Below are 22,071 nucleotides of genomic sequence, written 5' to 3'. Positions count from 1 at the left end.
TGGTTGGTTTGACTTATGACCTCGAGGGACTAGCCGCCGGAGCTGGACAAATAAAAAAACTCAAACAAAAAAGCTGCCCATGAGGGACTTTCCCTTTTGGCAGCTCTTTATCATTCATCTACTTTTAACGAGCATATTGACAGCTTCTTGAATGGCATCTTCCGCCTTCATGCCCTCTTCTTCCGACTCGCGTATGCACGCTTCCAAATTCTTTGCCACGATGAGGCCGATCGTGCGGTCAACAGCAGTACGGACGGCTGATAGTTGAGTCACAACATCCTTACAATGTTTCTCATCTTCCATCATTTTCAATACACCGCGGACCTGACCTTCAAGACGCTTCATTCGATTGGTTACTTCTTTCGTATATTCCATTCAGGACACCCCATAAGAATTATTCATTGTACAATAGTATTAAAATTATTGTACTTTTGCAATCATGCACTCTTTGATTACTACAGCTATTTCAGTACAATGTCATTATAACCTTTTTTACTATAATAATGAACAAAGAGGGATCACATGTTTACATCTTTACGTAAAAAATATCCTGCTGCCATCATTCAGCACCATTATCCCACAAGCCTTGAATCTTCTAAAATCTGGTTTACAAACGAACAGGAAAATGAATATATAGGGATCGATCAATCAGAGATTACCGAGCCGGAATTGGATTTATTATTTTGCTTGTTCAAAGAGATTATCCCATTACCTGGAAACGTAAATGATTCTTCCGGTTCCGCCGAGTGGTACAATTACTTATTGGAAAACGGGCCGGTCCCCTCAATGAATGATGGAGAGTTCCGCATCATTCAGTTCAGTCTGAAGGAAGGCAGGGATCAGCTACAACTGAGAGAAGCGTTTCAACATTTGTTACCACACGGGACCATCCCCGTTTTCCTGGCTGATCGCATGGGGCTGCTCATAGAAAAGAATCATGAGTGGATCGTGGATGAGGAGCAGCTGCTGTCGATATCCCATGTCATTGAATCGGACTTCTTTGTCACCCCTTCTTTTTACATAGGGCAGTTTCATGAAGCCGATTTACATCTACCAGACTATTTTGCCCATGAGCGTGAGCTATTTGCATTCTCAAGAACCATTCATAAGCAGGCATTCATCCAGTCGGCCGTGACGGTTCTGCCTGAATTCGCCCTCAACCACTTTCCACACGAGTGGGAGGAGCATTTCTTTAAAAAGGTCGCCGACTTTTTTTCTGAAGATCCTGAACAAATTCACACCATCAGGGCATTTCTCGAAAACCAATCCAATATCAGTCAGACCGCCAAGACATTATTCATGCACAGGAACAGCGTCCAGTACAGGATTGATAAGTTCATCGAAAAAACAAATATAGATATTAAAAGCTTCCAAGGAGGAATCCTTGCCTACTTTGCCTGTTTAAGCTTCCAATCTGACAACCTGCCCAATAATGATTAGGCAACTTTGTGCAGGTTGACCATATCGTTTTGAATCCGCTTTCTCTACAATGAATCTATAGATGAAAACGATTGCATTTCAAGGAGGAGAAAATAAGTGGCTGAATTAAAATTAGAAAATATCCACAAGATTTATGATAGCAAGGTAACGGCGGTAAATGACTTTAACCTTCACATTCAAGATAAAGAATTCATCGTGTTTGTCGGTCCATCGGGCTGTGGGAAATCCACTACCCTGCGTATGATCGCCGGACTCGAAGAAATATCCAAAGGGGATTTCTCCATTGACGGAAAGCGCGTGAACGATGTGGCACCAAAAGACCGTGACATCGCCATGGTTTTCCAGAACTATGCCCTATACCCTCATATGAGTGTGTATGATAATATGGCATTCGGTCTAAAACTGCGAAAGTTCGATAAACAGGAAATTGACCGCCGTGTACAGGAAGCGGCTAAGATTCTCGGTCTTGAAGCGCTGCTTGATCGTAAACCAAAAGCATTATCAGGTGGTCAGCGTCAGCGTGTAGCTCTTGGCCGTGCCATCGTCCGTGATGCGAAAGTGTTCTTGATGGATGAGCCCTTATCCAATCTTGATGCAAAGCTTCGTGTACAGATGCGTGCCGAAATCGCCAAGCTGCATCAACGTTTACAAACAACAACAATCTACGTAACACATGACCAGACAGAAGCGATGACGATGGCCACACGTATCGTTGTCATGAAAGACGGTGTGATTCAACAAGTTGGTTCTCCTAAAGAGGTATATGATAAACCGGAGAATGTCTTCGTAGGCGGATTCATCGGATCACCTGCCATGAACTTCTTCCACGGATCTCTGGAAGATGGGAAATTCGTCATCGGTCATACGAAGGTTTCTGTACCTGAAGGAAAAATGAAAGTGCTTCGCGAACAAGGTCATGTAGGAAAGAGCATCATTCTTGGTGTGCGTCCTGAAGATATTCATGACGAGCCTCTTTTCCTGGATACTGCTCAAGGTGCGAAAATCACGGCGAAGATTGAAGTATCTGAATTAACGGGTGCTGAAACGATGTTATATTCTCAATTGGAAGGACAAGAATTTGTAGCCCGCGTTGACTCCCGTACAGATATCGTTGCAGGTCAAACGATCGACCTGGCATTCGATATGAATAAAGCTCATTTCTTTGATTCTGAGTCTGAGTTAAGAATCCGATAACTATATAAGAAGAAAAAGGCGCCCCCTGCTTTTCAGGGAGCGCCTTTTTTTATTAAAATTCCGTCAGGTCGATACTTTTGGCTTCTTCTTCTCCACACCGAAGGCATGTAAAAAGATGTAGACAAGTATCAGAGCAGCTGCTATTCGGAATGCCGTCGGCTAATTGCACGTGCTGAATATCCATATACGCACTATACTCATCGTAAAAATCATAATATCTACCCTGATCCGTTGTCGAGTCCCCACACTTCTTGCAAAGGCCCCTGTATTCAACGATCCCGTTACATAACGCGCAAGCTTTCATGATGTGTCACCATACTTTCAATCTAAATCTTTGTATAGTGTTATCCTTTTTACAATCATGGTGATTTATGTAGAAAACTTGCAGGTATTTAATAGGAATAAATTCCCTGTCACCCTCTTGAATATAATCCTCCAGAAAAACCATAATACCTAGTAACAAGGCAGTAACAAGCCTTCACTTAACCCCACTCGATGGGTTACACCATATGAAGATGGTCGCTCATGGAATAGCGGGCTGGTGCAAGTCCAGCTAACCCAACCAAAAAACTTATACATTCTAAGGAGATGACAGATTATGCAACAGCAACAATCTCGCAGCAATTCATCTAACCAACTAGTAGCTCCAGGAGCTCAACAAGCAATCGACCAAATGAAGTACGAAATCGCTTCTGAGTTCGGCGTACAATTAGGACCTGATGCAACGGCTCGTGCTAACGGTTCTGTAGGTGGAGAAATCACTAAACGCCTGGTTCAAATGGCTGAACAACAAATCGGTGGCGGGTACCAAAAATAATCACCCATTTAATATGATTGGTTAAAACTCCCGGTCTTTAGGCCGGGGGTTTCATTATGTCTTTAATAAGTTTCAGTCCATACTTTCCCATCATTTATTATGAACCATGGATGCCGGATCAATCCATTCATCATACTGTTCTTCTGTCAAATAGCCTGACTTTAGCGCCGCTTCTTTTAATGTGGAACCGTCCTGATGGGCCTTCTTCGCAATTTCAGCCGCCTTCTCATATCCAATATGCGGGTTTAAGGCCGTGACGAGCATAAGGGATCTTTGCACAAAGTCTTCAATGACCTCAAGATTTGCCTCTAATCCCTTCATACATTTATCGTTGAAGGACTTTATTCCATCTGCAAGCAGCCTTACGGATTGCAGCATATTATAGATGATGACCGGTTTAAATACATTCAGTTCGAAATTCCCCTGACTGGCGGCAAAGCCAATGGCTGCATCGTTCCCAAAGACTTGGGTCGCGACCATGGTCACTGCTTCACTTTGGGTCGGGTTCACTTTACCCGGCATGATTGAGCTGCCTGGTTCATTGGCAGGAATCGTCATTTCCCCTATGCCGCTTCGAGGACCGCTTGAAAGCCATCTGACATCATTCGCAATTTTCATAAGATCCGCTGCCAATGCCTTGATGGCACCGTGGACGTACACGATTTCATCATGGGATGTCAGGGCATGAAACTTATTATCAGATGAAACGAATTTGATGCCTGTCTGCACTTCTAATTGTGCCGCAACCTTCCTTCCAAAAGTAGGATCTGCATTGATCCCGGTTCCTACTGCTGTTCCCCCGATGGCAAGGTTGACCAAACGCTGTACACTTTCTCTTGTCATACTATAGGATTTTTCCATCATGGAGCGCCATCCACTGATTTCCTGCCCGAGAGTTAACGGCGTGGCATCCTGGAGATGGGTACGGCCGATTTTTATAATATCCTGAAATTGATCCTCTTTCTCTTTCAGTGTTGCAGTGAATTCCTGAACCACGGGAAACAGCTTGGATTCAATTTCCTGATATGCCGCTACGTGCATGGCCGTCGGGAATGTATCATTGGAACTTTGAGACATGTTCACGTCATCATTGGGATGGACCCTCTCCTCCGAGCCATTTTCACCGAGAAGTTCATTGGCACGATAGGCCACTACTTCATTTACGTTCATATTGGACTGTGTACCGCTTCCCGTTTGCCAGACGACAAGGGGAAAATGGTCATCCCATGTCCCTTCCAAAATCTCGTCACAGGCCTTACTAATCGCCTTCATCTTCCCTTCAGAAAGCTTTCCGAGAGAATGATTGACGACTGCGGCCGCTTTCTTCAACTGTGCAAAGGCATATGTAACCTCAATGGGCATCTTCTCTGTACCGATCTGGAAGTTTTCCTTACTCCGTTGAGTCTGGGCCCCCCAATATTTTTCCTTTGGCACCTTCATTTCTCCTATTGTGTCACGTTCAATGCGGTATTCCATTGTCATTCCTCCCTGTTAATGATCCAACTACTACCATATTTCCACTAAAACGTTCCTTCTAACCTTTTTCTAAAAAAGTTTATTAGCTCTGGCCGACGATATGAATAAAACCCAAAAAAAAGATGAATGAGCCCACGTCCCATTCATCTTCTCACTTTATTGTATTAAGTTAAGGAATTGCTTCGTACGTTCATTCTTTGGATTTTCAAACACTTCCTGGGGAGTCCCTTCTTCGACAATATAGCCCCCATCCATGAAGATGACTTTATCGGCCGCTTCTTTCGCGAACCTCATTTCGTGGGTCACGACGACCATCGTCATCCCTTCTTCAGCCAGGTCTTTCATGACCTTGAGAACCTCACCTATCAGTTCAGGATCAAGTGCTGAAGTTGGCTCATCGAAGAGCATCACTTCCGGCTCGATTGCTAGGGCCCTTGCGATGCCGACCCTCTGCTGCTGCCCGCCTGAAAGCTGGAATGGATAGTAATCGACCTTATCTCCGAGGCCCACTTTTTCAAGCAGCTGGATGGCTTTCTTTCTTGTTTCCGACTTGTTACGCTTTTGAACGACCGTAGGGCCTTCCATGACGTTCTCAAGCGCTGTCATATGGGGGAACAGATTATAGTTTTGAAATACCATCCCCGTTTTTCTTCTTAGTTGAAGAAGCTGCTGCCTGGATGCTTTCTTAGTGAAGTCAACCGCCGTTCCCCCTATTGAAACGGTCCCGTCATTCGGGATTTCAAGGGCATTCAAACAGCGGAGGAAAGTCGTCTTCCCGGAGCCTGAAGGGCCGATCAGAACGATGACCTGACCCTTATCGACTTCTACGTTCATTCCCTTTAAGACTTCTAACTGATCAAATCGTTTCGTTAATCCTTTGATGGAAATCATATTCAATCTCCTTTTAAATTACTTGGCAATATATCGATCCAGCCTGTTCTCGATGCGGCCTTGTATGACCGATAATATAAAGCAGATGATCCAATAAAGCACGGCTGCCTCCATATACATGAGCAGGAACTCATAATTCGTCGCAGCGATTTCCTGTGCTTTTCTGAACATTTCGGTTACTAAGATCAAGGATGCAAGCGACGTATCTTTCACTAGACTAATGAACGAGTTGGCTAATGGCGGAATCGATACTCTCGTCGCCTGCGGCAGGATGATTCTTTTTAACGCCTGTGAATAGGTCATGCCGATCGAATATCCTGCTTCCCATTGCCCCTTTGGAATCGATTGAATCGCCGCACGGACGATTTCTGATGAGTACGCACCTTTGTTCAATGAAAAGGCAATGATGGCAGATGGGAATGGATCAAATTTGATTCCAAGAGTAGGTAACCCGTAGAAAATGATAAATAATTGCACGAGTAAAGGCGTACCCCGTATTGCCGAAACATAAAATCGGGCAATTCCCCGTAAAATTGATATATTTGATAAACGTGCAAGAGCAGTGAGTACAGCCAGAATCATACCTAAAGCAAAAGAAATCAGCGTCAGAGGGATAGAATAATACAAAGCTCCCTCTAACATTGGAAGCAGGGAGCTTTGTAAAATATCAATCATTGCTTCAGGATTCTGGTATATGCTACTTAGGAGATACATCTTCTCCGAACCATTTCTCAGAAATCTCTTTGTACGTACCGTCTTCCTTCATTTCCTCTAACGCTTTGTTTACTTCTTCAACCAGTTTGTCATTCCCTTTACGGAACATGAAACCACTTTGACCTGCATCTTCCGCTTCAGCAGCGATTTTAACTTTGGCATTCGGTTGTTTCTTTAAGTAGTCAAGAATGGAAATTTTATCGTTCACGGTTACATCCACTCTGCCTTGTTCAAGTAGCTGGATTGATTGTGATAATCCTTCTACACCTTGGATCTTTGCCCCGTTCTTTTCAGCGATATCCCGATAGTTACTTGTCAGGGACTGAGCTGAAGTCAAACCTTTAATATCTTCAAATGATTTGACATCCTTGTTGTCTTTTGACACGACCACTACGGCACTTGATTCGATATATGGCTTAGAGAAATCGTATTTCTTTTCACGGTCTTCACGAATTCCCACCTGGTTTGCGATCATATCGAAACGCTTGGAGTTCAAACCTTCAAACATCGCATCCCATTGCGTTTCCTGGAATTTCGCTTCTACACCAAGACGCTTCGCTACTTCACGGGCGATTTCTACGTCAAACCCGGTCAGCTTTCCTGATTCGTCATGGAATGTGAAAGGAGGATATGTACCTTCCGTCCCAACAAGTAATTCTCCATCTTCCTTTACCTTATCGTAAAGAGATGTTTTTTTCGAATCATCATTTGATTCTTCTTTATCTTTAGATTGTCCACACGCAGCTAATACCATGGATAAGGCGATTAGCATGATAATGGATAATTTCCACTTTTTCATTGTAAAACCCCCACTATTCTTATCGGATTTAAATTTGTTACGAATGTCATCATAAAACGTTACCATAAATAAGTCAACATAAAAGTTTCATATCGAGATTTTTTTCTTATCCTCTTTAGTATGTATCCTTGGTTACACAAACATGTAAAAATTTCCGATTATAAGATACACTATTTTTATAAGAAAATGGGAGGGCATGATATGAAAATTGCTTTATTTGGGAGCACGGGCCGAGTTGGTTCCGTAGTCTTTCAACGGGCTATGTCAGAATATGTTGTAAATCGATTGGTACGGAGAGGCAGTGGACAAGACGCCTCCGGTACGGAAATTGTCGGGGATGTGTTGAACGAGGAAGATGTGATGAAGACCATCGAAGGTTCGGAGGCCGTGATCAGCTGCCTGAATACAGATAAACAGGATGTCCTCACAAAAAGCATGCCAATCCTGTTAAAAGCCATGAGAAGGCATGGAGTGAAACGGATCATCACGTGCGGGACGGCGGGCATCCTACAGGCGTGGCAGGAGGATCACCTTTACCGTTTTCAGTCAAGTGAATCGAAACGGAGGAGCACAACCGCGGCCGAAGACCATTTAAGGGCCTTTCTCATGCTTCAGGCATCCGAAATGGACTGGACCATCGTTTGTCCGACCTATTTACCGGATGGAGAAAGGATGGGGAATTACCGAACGGAACGAAATGTCCTTCCTGATGCCGGGAAGAGCATTTCCATGTATGACACCGGAGATTTCATATACAAACAACTGTCAGACGAATCCTTCATCAAAAGCCGGGTTGGTATCTGTTATTAAGGATGGGATAAAAAAACGGGACTGAATGTCAGTCCCGTTTTCCTATTTATTATTTAAAGATGGTAGAAATGATTTCGTCCGTGCTCATTCCACTTTCGACGTCAAAGGTACCTGGGCGCAGCTCGTTCTCAAGGCCCCGCTTTTCTACCTCTTTATAGAAATCCAACCCATCTTTTATAATATTGGCTTGTTCCAGAGCGTTTCCTACGTCGATACTCGTCATTCCGGTAGAAACGGTGAGCATCGTTTTGTAGACCACCTTACCGCCACTTTTCTTATCCGATGCTTTCTCTTCCTGCTTTTCATTCATGGCTTTCAGCTGCTTGTTCCACTGGTCTTCTGTATGTATGACATAGCCTTTTGAAGTCAGCTTCTTCACCATTTCATCCTCTGACAGCTTTTGCACTTCCGCAGATTCTTCTTTCCCGGTACTCTTTGCTTCAGAAGGACCGAAAAGATACACAGCCCCAATCAAAGAGGTGGCGATCAATATCCCTCCAGCAAAGCTCCGTAATGAATTCGATGTCACTGTCATTGTGCCACTAAGCCCCTTTCAGCCTTCTGAGCCATAAATGGCGCAAGCATATGCTCCACTTCATTAGGCTTGAGCTTTGTTTTCCCTGCGATACTTTCAACAGAATAGCCTCTTTTATACAAATCAAGCATCTCACGGAGTAATTCGCGCTCCTCAGATACAGCAGGTGCAGCTCCTGCCTGCTGGGCTGTAATCTCTGCATCCAATTGTATATTTCGTAACTGCTTCTCCAGTTCATGAACCTCATTCAATACAGAAATGGATACATGCTCTATCTGTTGCTCAAGCTTCGAGTTGGTTTGTGTCGTTTTAATAAACGATAAAATGAGCAGCAAAACTGCTGACCCAAATAAAATGGCGATTGCCCATCCCATCATAGGATCCTCCCTTTGTGAAACTTTTTTATCAATTAAATTATACATTGATAAGGAGATAATTTCGATTTAAAACGACAAAATCCCACGAAAGTCCTGTTTTCTTAACAGGAAATTTGTATTTACTCATGGATGAATCCCCGTAACACCGGGATATTTTAAAATTTGACGGGGTTATTTTCACTATCGAAATCGCCCAAAAAGAAAAAGCGTCCGACTGCTATCGTCAGACGCCCCTATTCTATCCTGCCAGATTTTCTTTTGAGCCTTGTTGAAGCTGATACATTTGATAATAACGACTCTGCCTTTTCATTAATTCATCATGATTCCCGCGTTCAACGATTTCCCCCCGATCTAATACAAGGATTTGATCGGCTTCCTTGATCGTGGATAATCTGTGAGCGATGATGAAGGTCGTCCGGCCCTTTTTCAGGACTTCCATCGCTTCCTGAATGATGGCCTCAGTTTCTGTATCGATGCTCGATGTCGCTTCATCGAGAATCAGGATCGCTGGATTAAAGGCAAGTGCACGGGCAAATGATATGAGTTGGCGTTGACCGGAGGAAAGGGTGCTGCCTTTCTCGATCACCGGTTCATCATATCCCTTCTCCAGGTTTTTGAATACTTTTTCCGCCCCTACAGCATTGAGTGCCGCCTCCACTTGCTCCCTTGAAATCCTTGGATCATCGAGACTGACATTTGAAGCAATCGTTCCTGTGAACAAATAAGGATCCTGCAAGACGATCCCCATATGCTCCCGAATCGTTTGATAGGGAATATCGACAATGTCTTTTCCATCAATCCGGATTTTCCCTTCATTGCTATCGTAGAAACGGAACAGCAGATTCATGATCGAGCTTTTTCCTGAACCCGTATGTCCCACCAGGGCAACTGTTTCCCCTTTGTTTGCTTCAAACGTAATATCTTTCAATACATATTCATTCTCTTTATATCCAAAAAATACATGCTCAAAGCTGACATTTCCGTCGTATCTGTTCATTTTTCCATCTTCCACCGGGGTCCCAGTCTCTTCAAGCAGCTGGAAAACCCGTTCTCCCGCAACAAGTGCCTGTTCTAGGTTGGCAAGCTGGTTCACGATCCCTGTCACCGGCTGGAACAATCGGTTGATATAGTCAACAAAGGCATAAAGGACGCCAAGCGTAACAACAGATCCCACTCCGATCGATGCTCCTCCGAAATACCATATGAACGCCACAAACGTGATATTCCTAAGGACCCCTACAAGGTTATGGGAAGTCAATGAATTTAAGCTTAATAGTTTATTTTGATATTTGAAGTGGGTTTCGTTCAAATCTTCAAATTCATCATCCGTTTTTTTCTCTCTGCTGAAAGCCTGAATGATGTTCATGCCCTGAATTGATTCATTGATCATGGCATTGATATCACTCACTTTCGATCGGATGATATGATTGTATTTCGACGCATAAATACGGTAAAGATACGTCCACACAACAAGGATCGGTATCAGGACCAAGCAGATGCCCGCTAATTTTGCGTCAAGGATAAAGAGTGCAATGTAAATCCCGATAATATAAATCGTACTGGAGAAGAACGTGGATAGTACGGTTACATACAGGTCCCTGATTGCTTCCGTGTCGTTTGTGATCCTGGCAACGACCTTCCCTGCCGGCAGATTATCGAAATAGCGGATCGGAAGCTTCTGGATGTGTTGAAACACATCATTACGCATCTTTTGTATGACACGGTTTGCCGCCTTCTGAAGGTAGAACCGCTGGCCATATTGGAAAAAGGCAGCGACGACAAGCAATCCGAAATAAAAGGCAATCAACCGGATGATCCTTGGGATTTCCGGATTATAGAATTTGAGAAGCTCATCCCCTGTTAACTTTTCAGCGGGATAGGTTGCTGATTCCCCGCCTTTTGTAATCGTCATCTCCCCTGATGATACAGATCGTTCCCCGTCAAAGGAAATGGTGGCGGGAACGAAATAAAACGCTCTGCCAACCTGAAGGATACGGACGTCTTCTCCTTTTGTCTCTCCATCTCTGAAATATTGATCACGCTTATACCAAGTTCCTTCATAAGGTACAGCTTCTTTCCCCTCCACCGTTTCATACCAGGTCGACTCAATCCCGAGAATATGGTCATCAATCAGTTTTTTGGCAATGAATGGACCGGCGAGTTCTGCAGCCACTGATACACTGAGCATCAGGAGGGCCGCTATGATGATTTTTTTATATATTAGGGCATATTCGGTTAATTTTCTTCCGACTTTCATGTGCCCACCTCCTCAGGTGAAGAATCTTCAACTTGTTGGCGGTCAAATTGTTCTTTATACCAACCGCCATTCTCGAGGAGCACTTCATGGACCCCTTCTTCTACCACTTTCCCATCTTCTAATACGATGATCCAATCTGCATGCTGAACCGCCGAGAGACGATGAGTCGTAATAATCGTCGTTTTCCCTTCACGTTCTGTTCGTATATTGTCTATGATCTTTGCCTCTGTCTTTGCATCGACTGCTGATAATGAGTCATCAAGAATCAGAATTTCAGGATTCTTGATGAGTGCCCTTGCAATCGAAATCCGTTGTTTCTGTCCACCCGAGAGTGCCACACCCTTCTCACCTACAAGAGTGGTCAAACCATCAGGCAGCATCTCGAGGTCCTTCTTGAAATCAGCCAGCTCTATCGCCTTTTCCAAATCTTCCTCTGTTGCATCATGCTTTCCGAATAATATATTTTCTCTTACGGTCCTGGAGAATAGAACATGATCTTGTGGTACATAGCCAATCCAGTTCCTTACCTGCTGAATGGATAACTTGTCAATCTGGATTCCTCCGATCGATAGCGAACCACTTCCTGCTGGATATTCACGGAGAAGCTGCTTGATGAAAGTCGTCTTGCCGCTTCCTGTCTTTCCGACTATCCCAAGGGTACCTCCTTGATGAATGTTCACATTGATGTTGGATAGATTCAGTACCTGTGAGGAAGGATACCTGAAGTCCACATCCTTAAATCCGATCTGTTCAGGGGAATCAATCGATTTAGGATTCGCTCTATCCTGTACGTCCTGGACATAATCGAGTGTCTCCTGGACCCGATCGAGGGACGCATTCCCACGCTGCATCACATTGATCAATTCACCAATCGCAAACATCGGCCAAATCAGCATCCCAAGATACACATTAAAGGAAACCAACTGTCCAAGCGTTATGCTCTGATGGAACACCAGGTAGGCCCCGTAGCCCAATCCGATTAAGTAACTCAACCCGACAAGGACTTTGATGGTCGGCTCAAAAAGTGAATCGATTTTCGCTACACCGATATTCTTGTTATACACATCTTCCGTCATGTCAGCAAATCGCTTCTCATCTGCTCTTTCCTGTACGTAAGCCCGGATGACCCTGACCCCCGCAATCGATTCTAGAACTTTATCATTCAAGTCTCCAAATGCATCCTGCGCTTCGGTGAACCGTTTGTGGATCCTCGCACCGTATACCTTCATTAACAGAGCCATGATCGGAAGTGGTAAAACAGCAGCTATCGTCAGTTTCCAGCTGATGAGAAATCCCATCGTAAACAGGATCGTTAACATGAACACGCTGGAATCGATCAACGTCAACACCCCGAAACCTGCCGTAACCGAGATCGCCTTCAAATCATTCGTCGCCCTCGCCATTAAATCACCCGTCCGATTCTTCTCGAAGAATGTCGGGGTCATCTTTAAGAGGTGCCCCATAAATTTGCTGCGCAGCTTCCTCTCAACCAGAAAGGCTCCACCGAACAGTTGATACATCCACACATACGTCATCCCATACGAGATGAGGGCGATTCCTGCTATCAACCAGAGATACTTCTCCACCCCATCCCAGGTCATCGCACCAAGGTGAATGTCATCGATGGCATTCCCCACTAGCTTCGGAGGAATCACATCAAGGATCCCGACAATCGTCAAGAGAACGATCGCCACTGTGTACCTTTTCCAATTTTCAATAAAAAACCATGATAATTTCTTAAAAATACTAAACATCCCACTCTACCTCCTCAAGTTGACTTTCTCATCTATCCGCCTTCTGTCTCCACAGCAGTCATCCTCTTCTTCATTTGAGCCATTACCATCTTCATTTCCTCCTCAGTAAATTGAATATATATGTGTTCAAGGATTACCTTGGATACACCGCCTGAAAAAACAAAACAGACGGACGTCCTAAGGTGGTCAGATTCAGCAGAGCCCATCATTGGCCTAACCGGATCTTTTGCGCCTTATGAACGTCCGTCTTCGATTTTGGACATATAAAAGCACAGATTACATTCATAACCTGTGCTCATTGATTCATATTAAATCGTAAGGAGTTACTGGTCATGTGATGATATGAAATTGATAGGACAAGCCGCTGGTGCTCCATTAACTCTAACCACTTTCATCATCACAAACCCTCCATTTCATTTAATGTTTTTATTCCATTAATAACCATACTATATGACACGAATTGTGTCAATATTATCTCTATTAGTAATTTTCTATACACTATATGTTCCACTTATGCATACGTGAACCTTCATTTTTCTATTCTATTGAACTTCCTCCATACTTTTTTGGCAAATAATAAATAAAAGATGATGGGGAATGGACACTGTATCAATCCCCAAATTCCCCAGAACCAGTAATTGTGACCATTTTTACGAGCATCGATGAACAGATAAATGCTTTGTGTCAAAAGGATGGGGATGACAAGGGGTAAAATATAGAATTCTTCTTTCGTCATATCCTCTTCACCTTTTTCATATAGCTGATCCCTGTGAAAATCGATGCTCCCAGAAAGATGATAATTTGAAGAAAAAGAAATAACACGGGCATTTGAAATAAAGTAAGGGAAAACAAAGTCAGGATGCAGCCGGCCATAAGAAGAAAAATGATGAGATCCCGTCTGAATCTGGCTTTAAGCTGCTCCTGCCTGTCCGAGACCAATTGCTCAAACCATTGCAGATTGGGCGTATTTTGATCGACTTCTTCTTCAATAGACCGGAATCCGTCCCTAAGTAATTTCTTTAATTCAACTTGTTCACGATCATTGTTCATCTATTTTCAACTCCTTTCTCAGCCTGGTGATCCCGTGATGAACCCTCGATTTAACTGTGCCTGGTGGAATTTCCGTCATATGAGCGATTTCATCATAAGAATATCCGTAGTAATGTTTCAAGATGATTGGGAGCCTGATATCGTCAGATAATGTGGACAATGCGGCTAACACATCATTCCACTCATCATTTCTTGACTCCATTTCCCACCTCAGCTTCCTTCCGTTCATTTCTTCCTTTCGCCATGTCTCTTCTCTCTTCTTTTTACGCTGAAGGTCGATATACCGATTGGTCGCAATTGAAATCAACCAGGAGGAAAATTTGGATTTTCCGTTGTATTGATGGATTTTTTCAACACACTTAGTCATGGTATCCTGGGCAAGATCTTCTGCCTGATCCCGGTTCATCGTCACTTTGATCAAGTATTTCACTAGAAAAGGATAATGTTCTCTAAAGAGCAGAGCAAAGGCTTCGTGATTCCCCTTTTTCGCTAGTTTAATCCACTTTCTCTCATCCATCCATTACTGTCCTTTCTATCCACCCCATCCGGTGAGTTCATTGATAAGACGTAAACACGGAAAAATCGTTCATAAAATCATTATACTTTTTTGAAATATTTTTCATTCTATATTATTTTTCTATCATATGGCGAGTGCTGGTTGATTTCCACTCCAGGTGCTCGCTTTCCGCGGGGCGTGAGTTGAGCCTCCTCGGGCTTTGCCCTGCGGGGTCTCAACTTTCCCGCATTTCCCGCAGGAGTCGAGCACCTTCCGCTCCAATCAACTAAGCATGTGTTTCTTAAAAACCTAATATTGATACCATTAAAGATTAGAGAACAACTTTTTCACAGTACGCAGAAAACAACTTCAGCTACTATAGAACCACCATTTTCCATGTAAAAACTATAAAAAAGCCTCCGAGAATAGTTTACCCATTCATTTGAGGCAACCAATATTATCCATTCACCACTGCGGGTTGTGTTTCTTCTTTTACGTATTTTGGAAGGATGATGGTGTAGAATACGGCTACGATGAGGAGGCAGCCGCCGACGAGCCAGTAGAGCATTTCTACGGTTACGGTGGATGGGAATGTGACGGCGATGACTCCGAGAGTGATCGATTGAGACAGCATCATGAGTGGATTGATCCACCCCTGGACCCTTCCCATCATTTTAGGGTCGATGATACTCGGCATCCACCCGCCAATCGCAATGTTTACGAGTGGCAATCCAAGTGCAGCCAAGAAAATGATTGCAAGGAAGATCCATGTGGTCGGAGCAAAGGATGCAGCGATGATGAATGTCCCCGAGATTACCAGACCTGCCACAATCAGGACATGAAGCTTGAATTTCTGGGTCAGCACCGAAGAGAAGATACTTCCGATCAGCACACCGGCACCGAATGCGACACCTAATAAAATCGAGTATTCTTCATAGGAATCTGGAGCCAGTTTATATTTCAAAATAAAGATAGGAATCACCGAGAACCCGCCGTTTACGATTCCGAATACGACAAACCCGCCAATCAACGATAAGAGGAGCTTATGGTTCAGGATATACTTCATACCGGCTGTAAAATCTTTTGCGACAGATTGAATGTTCATATCCTTCCAGGAATGCTTCCCATTTGGAAGCCGGACTTCTTCAGGGATGACACATTTTCTAATCAAGATCGCTGAAATCACAAACGTAACGAAATCCACCGCAATGGCACCGTATATCCCGGCAGTCCAATAGACAAAGATGGCCACGGCATTTCCGAGCAGCATAAACAAACTCATCACCATCTGATTCAATCCGGCTGCTGTAGCATAATCATCCTTGGAAAGTACCCCCTGCAAGATACCTTGTTCCGCCGGGAAGAAAAATTTCTGCACGCCGCTTCTCAGGAAAAGAACGGTAAAGATGAGTGGTAGCCACCCGATGAATATGGCTCCGAATAATAACAGTGTGAGAAAGGCACTGATCGTATCACAGTGATAGGCAATTTTTTGGCGGTCCAATCTGTCAGCGAACACACCTACAAGGAAAAATACGAGAAGAGTCGGGAGTGAATACATCATCTCCGTAACCGATGCATACATAGGCTGCTCCGAAAAGCGATCCAGCAGATAAAACATAAACGCCGTCAGGCCAATCACACTTCCCATATGCGAAGTGAAGTTTGCGAAAAATAATTTTAAAAATATTGGATTCTTAAAGATTTCAATCATTTTTTTCATAACATCCGTCCCCCATCAATAAGTAACTATCTTTATCATATTGAAATGACCTTATGAACAGGAGGGTCTATTGGTGGTTTTTTCCTCCGTCTCTGGTCGGAAAAGATTTAGGCGCCTCTGCAGAAACGGGAATGATTTTACGTTCCGGTGATATATTCAAGATTCCGCTGATAAAAGGTAAATTTCACAAGTATCGTTCTAATCAATCATTCAATTTCAATAAAAATAGCCTGGAACACCAAGGCTCCGGGCTATCCTTTCTTTCAATCACTGTTCAAATGTCCCTTTCACGATCGCTTCCCCGTTTTCCACCATCAATTTCCCTCTGGCGAAAACCGTATTCACGTTAAGGGTTTCCTGATCCAAAAGGACAAGATCAGCGTCCTTTTCGACTTCCACGTGACCTTTTTGCTTTAGTTTCAGGATTTTCGCAGGATTCGAGGTAATGACCCTGATCGCTGTTTCCAAAGGGATGTTTTCCTTCTGAACGGCATCCTTCACTTCTTCATAGAGGCTTGACACTTGACCAATCTGCAGTCCGATCAGCTCTCCATCCTTATCAAAATTCGGCAGACTTGCTTGTCCATCGGAGGTATAGGTGATTTGTTCCACCGGTACGCCCGCATCGAGCATGCGTTTAAGCGCTTGACTGCATTTGACTTCCCCGTCTTCCAGAAACTGAGGGATGGTACTCGTTGTAAAGTCTACATAGCCACCTTTAAGGGCATATTGAATCCCGGCTTCAAAGAGATGGGCATTCCGGTTGATATGCGTCGGATAGAACTGCTTGATCGGAATATCCGTTGTCTCGACAATCTCTTCCAGCAGGTTCAGGTGATCATAACTATCCCCGACGTGGATATTGACAATCCCGGCTTTCCCTGACAACATCCCTCCGATCCTTGCTGCGGAAGTAATTTTCGCTAACTCGTTTACCGTCGGCTGAGATGAGCGGTGATCGGCAATCGCCACTTCACCCACACCAATAATTCTATCCACTAAGATGATATCATTCTCAATCTTTCCGGTAAGTGTTTTCAAAGGTACCTGGTATGAACCTGTTTGCGTATAACAGGTAATCCCTTCTTCCTCAAGCCCCTTTGCTTTGGCTATGAGGCTTTCCATCGTCCTCGTCGTCCCGTCTGTACCGATGACACCGACAAGAGTGGTGATTCCTGAGAGAGTGGCCTGAGTCAATTGAATTTCAGGGGTTCTTGTACGGAAGCTCCCTTCGCCGCCTCCGCCCATAATATGGACATGTGAATCGATGAATCCGGGTACAACATACTTCCCGGTTGCATCCACCACTTTTATATCCACAAATTGACCGTGAAGTTCAATCTTGTCTTCTATGAAACCTATTTTATCCCCTACCAGGAGGATATCCTTTTTCCCTAGATATGCTGGAGCATAAACTTCCCCGTTTTGTATAAGTGTTAACATGATGTTTGCTCCTTTCACTATTTATTTATAATCGAGCCTGGCCCGAAGAATGGCTAATTAAAATCCAATGAGCGTTGCTGTAATGACAAAGATGGATGATAGTACGAATAGAATAAGCATGAATTTAAGGATGAACTTAGCCCACACTCCCCAGTCGACCCGCGCTGCCCCGAGTGTACCCATAAGGGCGGCAGAAGTCGGAACCAGGATATTCGTTAATCCATCCCCCAGTTGGAAAGCCAGTACCGATACTTGGCGCGTGACGCCGGCAATATCGGAAAGCGGGGCCATCAATGGCATCGTGAGCGCTGCTTGACCAGAACCGGAAACCACGAAGAAGTTGAATACTGACTGGAATACATACATACACCATGCAGAGATGGCTTCCGGGAAATCACCGACTACCTGCCCTGCACCATATAATACCGTGTTCAATACAGATGGTGCGTCCGGCGCATCTCCGCCAAGGATGATGACAATCCCTTTTGCCATCCCGACCACCAAAGCCGCAGGCAATAGATCTTTCGCACCGTCGATGAAGCCGTTTGCTACATCATCCCAACTCATTCCATTTAATTTAAACAGAACCCCGATTATCCCTGCAACTAAACCGATTGTAAAGAATTGGCTTGCAATCTCAGGAATATAATAAGCATGTTCCACTACCCCCCAAATGATCCAGGCAATCCCCACTACTACTGTAAGGATGACGAGTGAATGTCCCAAAGTGAATCTGGCATGTAAATTTTCCACTTTACCTTCTTTCCTGAAATATTCATCCGTTGTGTAAGAAAGGCTTCGTTTTGGATCCTTCTTGATTGCTTTGGCATATCTCCAGGTGTAAATGATTCCAACCAGAGTAAAGACGATCCACATGACGATCCGGAAGCCGGCACCTGATAGAACCGGAACACCGGAAACCCCTTGAGCGATCGCTACCCCGAATGGATTCATCCACGATGTGGCAAACCCGATCTGAGTGGCAACATACGTGATCATGATGCCCGTGATGGCATCATATCCGATGGCAATCATGATCGGAACGAGGATCATGGCAAACGCAATGGCCTCTTCCCCCATTCCAAAGACTGCCCCACCTAATGAGAATAAGAAGAACATGATCGGAATGATAAGGGACTCCTTCCCTTTGGTCCGATCGATTACCTTGAGGATCCCTTCTTCGATCGCCCTTGTTTTCATGATGATTCCGAAGGCTCCCCCAATAATGAGGATAAAGGCGACTACCCCTACGGCCGACCCCCATTTGTCCCCTGATACAAGTCCTTCAAATACATAATTCAGGAAGCCTATCCCACCACCAGGTTCGAACAGGCTTGTTCCTTCCCTGATCAGGTTTCCATCCTCATCTTTTAAATAACTGAACGAATCCGGATCCAAAACTGTTTTCGTTTGTTCTTCCCCATCCTGCATATACGTGATTTCTTCTGTAGCAAATTGCCCCTTAGGTATGACATACGTTAAAATAGCAGCCGCAAGCACGACGAAAAACACAATGATAAATGTATGCGGTACCTTCCAAGCTTTTTGTTCTTTCTCCATTTCTTATCCCCCCGTTTGACAGTTTAATAACCTTCATTTCCTTATATGCAAGTTCCATGCCAACTCATTATTATCTGAAAATACAAACTTCGATCCCGCTAATGGTTGAAATAGGTTAGAATATGTATAACCAAAAACCTTTGATTAACCATAAGGAGGATTCAAATGAAACGTGAATTAATTCTATTAGCCGGCACAAAAGAAACAGAGAGAGCCTTGAAGGAACAGTTACAGTCCGTTTTTGGCGAACTGATCCATATTACCAGTTATGCCTGCGATGAGGGGATTCCAACCTATTTCACAAATAAACTGATCGTATACTCATCTTCTCTGATTGAGCCAGAAGTACAAGAATATATCGATTTCGATTCCTGTACCATCATCAAAGCCCGCCGTACGGTGAACTATGAATACATAGACCGAATATTTGAATTACCTCCGGGAAAGAAGATCCTTTACGTAAATGACTTCATAGAGACGGCCCAAGAAGCCGTCGCCACTCTGAAGCGTCTCGGTATAGATCACGTGGACTATATTCCTTACTCCCCATCAGGAGGAGGGGATACGAAACAAATTGATATAGCTGTTTCTCCAGGGGAGATGGTGAGCATCCCCTCTTCCATCCCCCAAAAAATCGATATAGGTGTCAGACTGATCGATTTGAATACGATCATGAAAATCATCCACCACTTTCAATTATCAGAGAGATTGACCTTTGATATTACAGATCGTTATACAAGGAAAATCATCGAGCTAAGTCAGAAGCTCGGTGCCATCAACCGTCGAGCCAAAACATTAAACAAATTTTTAAATAAAGTGGTCGATGGAGTTAACGACGGAATCCTCGCCTTTCTGGAGGATGGGGAAATCACCGTCTTCAATGAAGTCCTCGAAAGAATGATCGGGATTAACGCGGCTCACGCTAAGGGGAAGAAATTGAGCAGGGTGTTCAAAAACATCGAGCTCAATCGTTTCCTGACCTCAGAGCAGGATGAAGATCTGGAATACTTCACACTCCGGCAGCAGAATGTCATGGTGTATCGCTTCCGTTTGGAGGCTGAAGGTGTCATTGTGGCAACTTTTAAAGATATGGAAGAGACCATTGAAATGGAGAAAGTGCGGAAACGCGAACTCCAGCGAAGGGGATATATCGCTAAGTATACATTCGACAGCATATTAGGGAACAGCCATCTTATTGACGACACTAAATTGATCGCAGAAAAACTCGCAAAAAGCGAGCTGCCGGTATTGATTTATGGGGAGACAGGGACGGGGAAAGAGCTGTTTTCCAGCGCCATGCATAATGATTCTTCCCGTAAGAACAGTCCATACCTCGCTGTTAACTGCAGCGCCTTGCCGGAAGACCTATTGGAAAGTGAATTATTCGGATATGAGGAAGGTGCCTTTACGGGTGCTAAAAAGGGCGGCAAAAAAGGATTATTCGAACAAGCTGATGGAGGCACCCTGTTCCTTGATGAAATAGGTGATATCAGCTTAAAGCTTCAGGCGAGACTTCTAAGGGTGCTTCAGGAAATGGAAATCAGAAGGATTGGAGGAAACAAAAATATCCCGGTGGATGTGAGGATCATCGCTGCTACAAACAAGGATCTTCAAGCCTTAATCATTGAAGGTACGTTCCGGGAAGACCTCTACCATCGATTAAAAGTGTTATCCTTACAGCTTCCAAGCCTCAGGGAAAGAAGTGAAGATATCCCCCTTCTTATCGAACACTTCCTCGGGATGGAACATAGTAAAATCACCACGATCGACCGTGCCGTATTGGAAGCCATGAAGAAAGCCCCGTGGAAGGGAAATATCCGGGAACTAAAAAATACTCTCCTATATATGATGACCGTCGCCGGGCACAATAGGCTGACTCTGCAAGAATTACCGAGAAATGATCATAATTTCACTGGGATAGAGCAAACTAACGGTACCTATTCTCCGGCGGAAATCACCATGTCTAAATCCCGGGAGTATATCAACATCCTGACTGCATTAGTGGGATTCTTTGAGAATGGAGAGAGTGCAAGCAGGGAAAAAATCCATTCATCACTCCAACAAAGTCCTACCCCACTCTCAGTCCAACAGATCAGGACAAGATTGAGCGAATTACAGGATTTAGGATACGTTTTCATCCAAAGAGGGAGAATCGGAACTGAAATAACACCTGCAGGAGTAAATTGGCTAAACGAACATAGGGAGAATGTTTTAACCAGTCGATAACGGGGTATCTTACCTTTAACCGGTTAGATACACAAAACATTCTTCACGATACAATAAGTCGAGGTGATTTTCATGGTACGTACGATCTTAATGGTCATTGGCGCAATTGTTGTTATTGGCTGGATCATCAGCATGCTTTAAGAGAAACCATATCAGCCAAACATTATTCTTGCAATTATTTGAGTTATATTATTGAAAGCGAAGGAGCAGAATGGATCTTCCCCCCATTCTGCTCCTTATTTTTTTCGAATGGCTTTGTTGCTGTCTGAAGAAGCGCGTAGTGGTTGATTTCCACTCCAGGTGCTCGCTTTCCGCAGGGCTGGCGGTGAGCCTCCTCGGGCTAATGCTCGTCGGGGTTGGTCAAGCCGCTTCCGCATTTCGGACTGTCCAGCGTTTCCCCCAGGAGTCGAGCACCTTCCACTACAATCAACTATCCAAGCGTGCGTTTTTCACTAATAAAATGTCGGATTGCTTTCTTTCTTGGGTAATACAAATGTTCTTTTTCTTTT

General features: G+C 44.1%; 20 protein-coding genes. 5 read left to right on the top strand and 15 right to left on the bottom strand.

The features are described 5' to 3' along the window. Window positions 1–114: 114 nt before the first annotated feature. A complete protein-coding gene (locus tag AC0VXY_RS07005) occupies window positions 115–375 on the bottom strand; it encodes a metal-sensitive transcriptional regulator (protein ID WP_258264150.1) in 261 nt (86 codons plus the stop codon). Window positions 376–522: 147 nt separating this feature from the next. On the opposite strand from AC0VXY_RS07005, the gene AC0VXY_RS07000 reads away from it, so the two are divergent. The 3 genes from AC0VXY_RS07000 to AC0VXY_RS06990 all read left to right on the top strand — a co-directional run bounded on the left by AC0VXY_RS07000 (window position 523) and on the right by AC0VXY_RS06990 (window position 3,451). Further along, window positions 523–1,440: a PucR family transcriptional regulator gene (locus tag AC0VXY_RS07000; RefSeq protein ID WP_475527388.1), complete on the top strand. Its 918-nt coding sequence runs from the start codon at window positions 523–525 to the stop codon at window positions 1,438–1,440. 96 nt (window positions 1,441–1,536) lie between these two features. Then, a complete protein-coding gene (locus AC0VXY_RS06995; RefSeq protein WP_475527387.1) occupies window positions 1,537–2,634 on the top strand; it encodes an ABC transporter ATP-binding protein in 1,098 nt (365 codons plus the stop codon). A gap of 598 nt (window positions 2,635–3,232) precedes the next feature. After that, a complete protein-coding gene (locus tag AC0VXY_RS06990; protein WP_034763234.1) occupies window positions 3,233–3,451 on the top strand; it encodes an alpha/beta-type small acid-soluble spore protein in 219 nt (72 codons plus the stop codon). Window positions 3,452–3,541: 90 nt separating this feature from the next. On the opposite strand, the gene fumC is transcribed toward AC0VXY_RS06990, so the two are convergent. The 4 genes from fumC to AC0VXY_RS06970 all read right to left on the bottom strand — a co-directional run bounded on the left by fumC (window position 3,542) and on the right by AC0VXY_RS06970 (window position 7,331). Then, the gene (gene fumC, locus AC0VXY_RS06985; RefSeq protein WP_475527386.1) at window positions 3,542–4,927 is read right to left on the bottom strand and encodes a class II fumarate hydratase; all 1,386 of its coding nucleotides are present in this window, start codon (window positions 4,925–4,927) and stop codon (window positions 3,542–3,544) included. 156 nt (window positions 4,928–5,083) lie between these two features. Continuing rightward, window positions 5,084–5,818 (bottom strand): amino acid ABC transporter ATP-binding protein, encoded by a 735-nt coding sequence (locus tag AC0VXY_RS06980; protein WP_435992110.1) that lies wholly within the window; start codon window positions 5,816–5,818, stop codon window positions 5,084–5,086. Between the two features lie 18 nt (window positions 5,819–5,836). Further along, window positions 5,837–6,532, bottom strand: coding sequence for an amino acid ABC transporter permease (locus AC0VXY_RS06975; RefSeq protein WP_435992112.1), 696 nt, complete (start codon window positions 6,530–6,532; stop codon window positions 5,837–5,839). Beyond that, window positions 6,516–7,331: an amino acid ABC transporter substrate-binding protein gene (locus AC0VXY_RS06970; protein WP_475527385.1), complete on the bottom strand. Its 816-nt coding sequence runs from the start codon at window positions 7,329–7,331 to the stop codon at window positions 6,516–6,518. Before AC0VXY_RS06970 ends, AC0VXY_RS06975 begins: the two co-directional genes overlap by 17 nt. Before the next feature lie 201 nt (window positions 7,332–7,532). On the opposite strand from AC0VXY_RS06970, the gene AC0VXY_RS06965 reads away from it, so the two are divergent. Further along, window positions 7,533–8,141, top strand: a complete 609-nt coding sequence (locus AC0VXY_RS06965) for an NAD(P)-dependent oxidoreductase (protein WP_475527384.1) — start codon at window positions 7,533–7,535, stop codon at window positions 8,139–8,141. Between the two features lie 49 nt (window positions 8,142–8,190). On the opposite strand, the gene AC0VXY_RS06960 is transcribed toward AC0VXY_RS06965, so the two are convergent. The 10 genes from AC0VXY_RS06960 to yfcC all read right to left on the bottom strand — a co-directional run bounded on the left by AC0VXY_RS06960 (window position 8,191) and on the right by yfcC (window position 19,336). Then, a complete protein-coding gene (locus AC0VXY_RS06960) occupies window positions 8,191–8,676 on the bottom strand; it encodes a hypothetical protein (protein WP_475527383.1) in 486 nt (161 codons plus the stop codon). After that, on the bottom strand, window positions 8,673–9,053 hold the full coding sequence (locus tag AC0VXY_RS06955) for a hypothetical protein (RefSeq protein ID WP_435992120.1): 381 nt from the start codon (window positions 9,051–9,053) through the stop codon (window positions 8,673–8,675). The genes AC0VXY_RS06960 and AC0VXY_RS06955 overlap by 4 nt, the downstream gene beginning before the upstream one ends. A gap of 238 nt (window positions 9,054–9,291) precedes the next feature. Next, a complete protein-coding gene (locus tag AC0VXY_RS06950; RefSeq protein ID WP_475527382.1) occupies window positions 9,292–11,310 on the bottom strand; it encodes an ABC transporter ATP-binding protein in 2,019 nt (672 codons plus the stop codon). Continuing rightward, complete coding sequence (locus AC0VXY_RS06945; protein WP_475527381.1) at window positions 11,307–13,064, bottom strand: ABC transporter ATP-binding protein; 1,758 nt, start codon at window positions 13,062–13,064, stop codon at window positions 11,307–11,309. The genes AC0VXY_RS06950 and AC0VXY_RS06945 overlap by 4 nt, the downstream gene beginning before the upstream one ends. A 529-nt stretch (window positions 13,065–13,593) precedes the next feature. Further along, a complete protein-coding gene (locus tag AC0VXY_RS06940) occupies window positions 13,594–13,800 on the bottom strand; it encodes a sigmaY antisigma factor component (RefSeq protein WP_435992126.1) in 207 nt (68 codons plus the stop codon). After that, complete coding sequence (locus AC0VXY_RS06935; RefSeq protein ID WP_475527380.1) at window positions 13,797–14,114, bottom strand: YxlC family protein; 318 nt, start codon at window positions 14,112–14,114, stop codon at window positions 13,797–13,799. The genes AC0VXY_RS06940 and AC0VXY_RS06935 overlap by 4 nt, the downstream gene beginning before the upstream one ends. Then, a complete protein-coding gene (gene sigY, locus AC0VXY_RS06930) occupies window positions 14,104–14,631 on the bottom strand; it encodes an RNA polymerase sigma factor SigY (RefSeq protein WP_435992130.1) in 528 nt (175 codons plus the stop codon). Before sigY ends, AC0VXY_RS06935 begins: the two co-directional genes overlap by 11 nt. A 436-nt stretch (window positions 14,632–15,067) precedes the next feature. Continuing rightward, window positions 15,068–16,333 (bottom strand): MFS transporter, encoded by a 1,266-nt coding sequence (locus AC0VXY_RS06925; RefSeq protein WP_435992132.1) that lies wholly within the window; start codon window positions 16,331–16,333, stop codon window positions 15,068–15,070. A gap of 267 nt (window positions 16,334–16,600) precedes the next feature. Beyond that, a complete protein-coding gene (gene iadA, locus AC0VXY_RS06920; protein ID WP_475527379.1) occupies window positions 16,601–17,776 on the bottom strand; it encodes a beta-aspartyl-peptidase in 1,176 nt (391 codons plus the stop codon). 57 nt (window positions 17,777–17,833) lie between these two features. Further along, complete coding sequence (gene yfcC / locus AC0VXY_RS06915) at window positions 17,834–19,336, bottom strand: putative basic amino acid antiporter YfcC (protein ID WP_435992136.1); 1,503 nt, start codon at window positions 19,334–19,336, stop codon at window positions 17,834–17,836. A gap of 165 nt (window positions 19,337–19,501) precedes the next feature. Here yfcC and AC0VXY_RS06910 point away from each other — a divergent pair, with 165 nt between their 5' ends. Beyond that, a complete protein-coding gene (locus AC0VXY_RS06910; protein WP_475527378.1) occupies window positions 19,502–21,562 on the top strand; it encodes a sigma-54 interaction domain-containing protein in 2,061 nt (686 codons plus the stop codon). Window positions 21,563–22,071: the final 509 nt, after the last annotated feature.

The organism is Rossellomorea sp. QJM3NY_18, assembly GCF_056173145.1.
This window is presented reverse-complemented; position numbering and strand designations above follow the sequence as displayed.

What these genes read in the sequence shown, in the direction of transcription:
- AC0VXY_RS07005 (WP_258264150.1), bottom strand. Translation starts at nt 375, where the DNA reads ATGGAATATACGAAAGAAGTAACCAATCGAATGAAGCGTCTTGAAGGT.
- AC0VXY_RS07000 (WP_475527388.1), top strand. Translation starts at nt 523, where the DNA reads ATGTTTACATCTTTACGTAAAAAATATCCTGCTGCCATCATTCAGCAC.
- AC0VXY_RS06990 (WP_034763234.1), top strand. Translation starts at nt 3,233, where the DNA reads ATGCAACAGCAACAATCTCGCAGCAATTCATCTAACCAACTAGTAGCT.
- fumC (WP_475527386.1), bottom strand. Translation starts at nt 4,927, where the DNA reads ATGGAATACCGCATTGAACGTGACACAATAGGAGAAATGAAGGTGCCA.
- AC0VXY_RS06980 (WP_435992110.1), bottom strand. Translation starts at nt 5,818, where the DNA reads ATGATTTCCATCAAAGGATTAACGAAACGATTTGATCAGTTAGAAGTC.
- AC0VXY_RS06975 (WP_435992112.1), bottom strand. Translation starts at nt 6,532, where the DNA reads ATGTATCTCCTAAGTAGCATATACCAGAATCCTGAAGCAATGATTGAT.
- AC0VXY_RS06970 (WP_475527385.1), bottom strand. Translation starts at nt 7,331, where the DNA reads ATGAAAAAGTGGAAATTATCCATTATCATGCTAATCGCCTTATCCATG.
- AC0VXY_RS06965 (WP_475527384.1), top strand. Translation starts at nt 7,533, where the DNA reads ATGAAAATTGCTTTATTTGGGAGCACGGGCCGAGTTGGTTCCGTAGTC.
- AC0VXY_RS06960 (WP_475527383.1), bottom strand. Translation starts at nt 8,676, where the DNA reads ATGACAGTGACATCGAATTCATTACGGAGCTTTGCTGGAGGGATATTG.
- AC0VXY_RS06955 (WP_435992120.1), bottom strand. Translation starts at nt 9,053, where the DNA reads ATGATGGGATGGGCAATCGCCATTTTATTTGGGTCAGCAGTTTTGCTG.
- AC0VXY_RS06950 (WP_475527382.1), bottom strand. Translation starts at nt 11,310, where the DNA reads ATGAAAGTCGGAAGAAAATTAACCGAATATGCCCTAATATATAAAAAA.
- AC0VXY_RS06945 (WP_475527381.1), bottom strand. Translation starts at nt 13,064, where the DNA reads ATGTTTAGTATTTTTAAGAAATTATCATGGTTTTTTATTGAAAATTGG.
- AC0VXY_RS06940 (WP_435992126.1), bottom strand. Translation starts at nt 13,800, where the DNA reads ATGACGAAAGAAGAATTCTATATTTTACCCCTTGTCATCCCCATCCTT.
- AC0VXY_RS06935 (WP_475527380.1), bottom strand. Translation starts at nt 14,114, where the DNA reads ATGAACAATGATCGTGAACAAGTTGAATTAAAGAAATTACTTAGGGAC.
- sigY (WP_435992130.1), bottom strand. Translation starts at nt 14,631, where the DNA reads ATGGATGAGAGAAAGTGGATTAAACTAGCGAAAAAGGGGAATCACGAA.
- AC0VXY_RS06925 (WP_435992132.1), bottom strand. Translation starts at nt 16,333, where the DNA reads ATGAAAAAAATGATTGAAATCTTTAAGAATCCAATATTTTTAAAATTA.
- iadA (WP_475527379.1), bottom strand. Translation starts at nt 17,776, where the DNA reads ATGTTAACACTTATACAAAACGGGGAAGTTTATGCTCCAGCATATCTA.
- yfcC (WP_435992136.1), bottom strand. Translation starts at nt 19,336, where the DNA reads ATGGAGAAAGAACAAAAAGCTTGGAAGGTACCGCATACATTTATCATT.
- AC0VXY_RS06910 (WP_475527378.1), top strand. Translation starts at nt 19,502, where the DNA reads ATGAAACGTGAATTAATTCTATTAGCCGGCACAAAAGAAACAGAGAGA.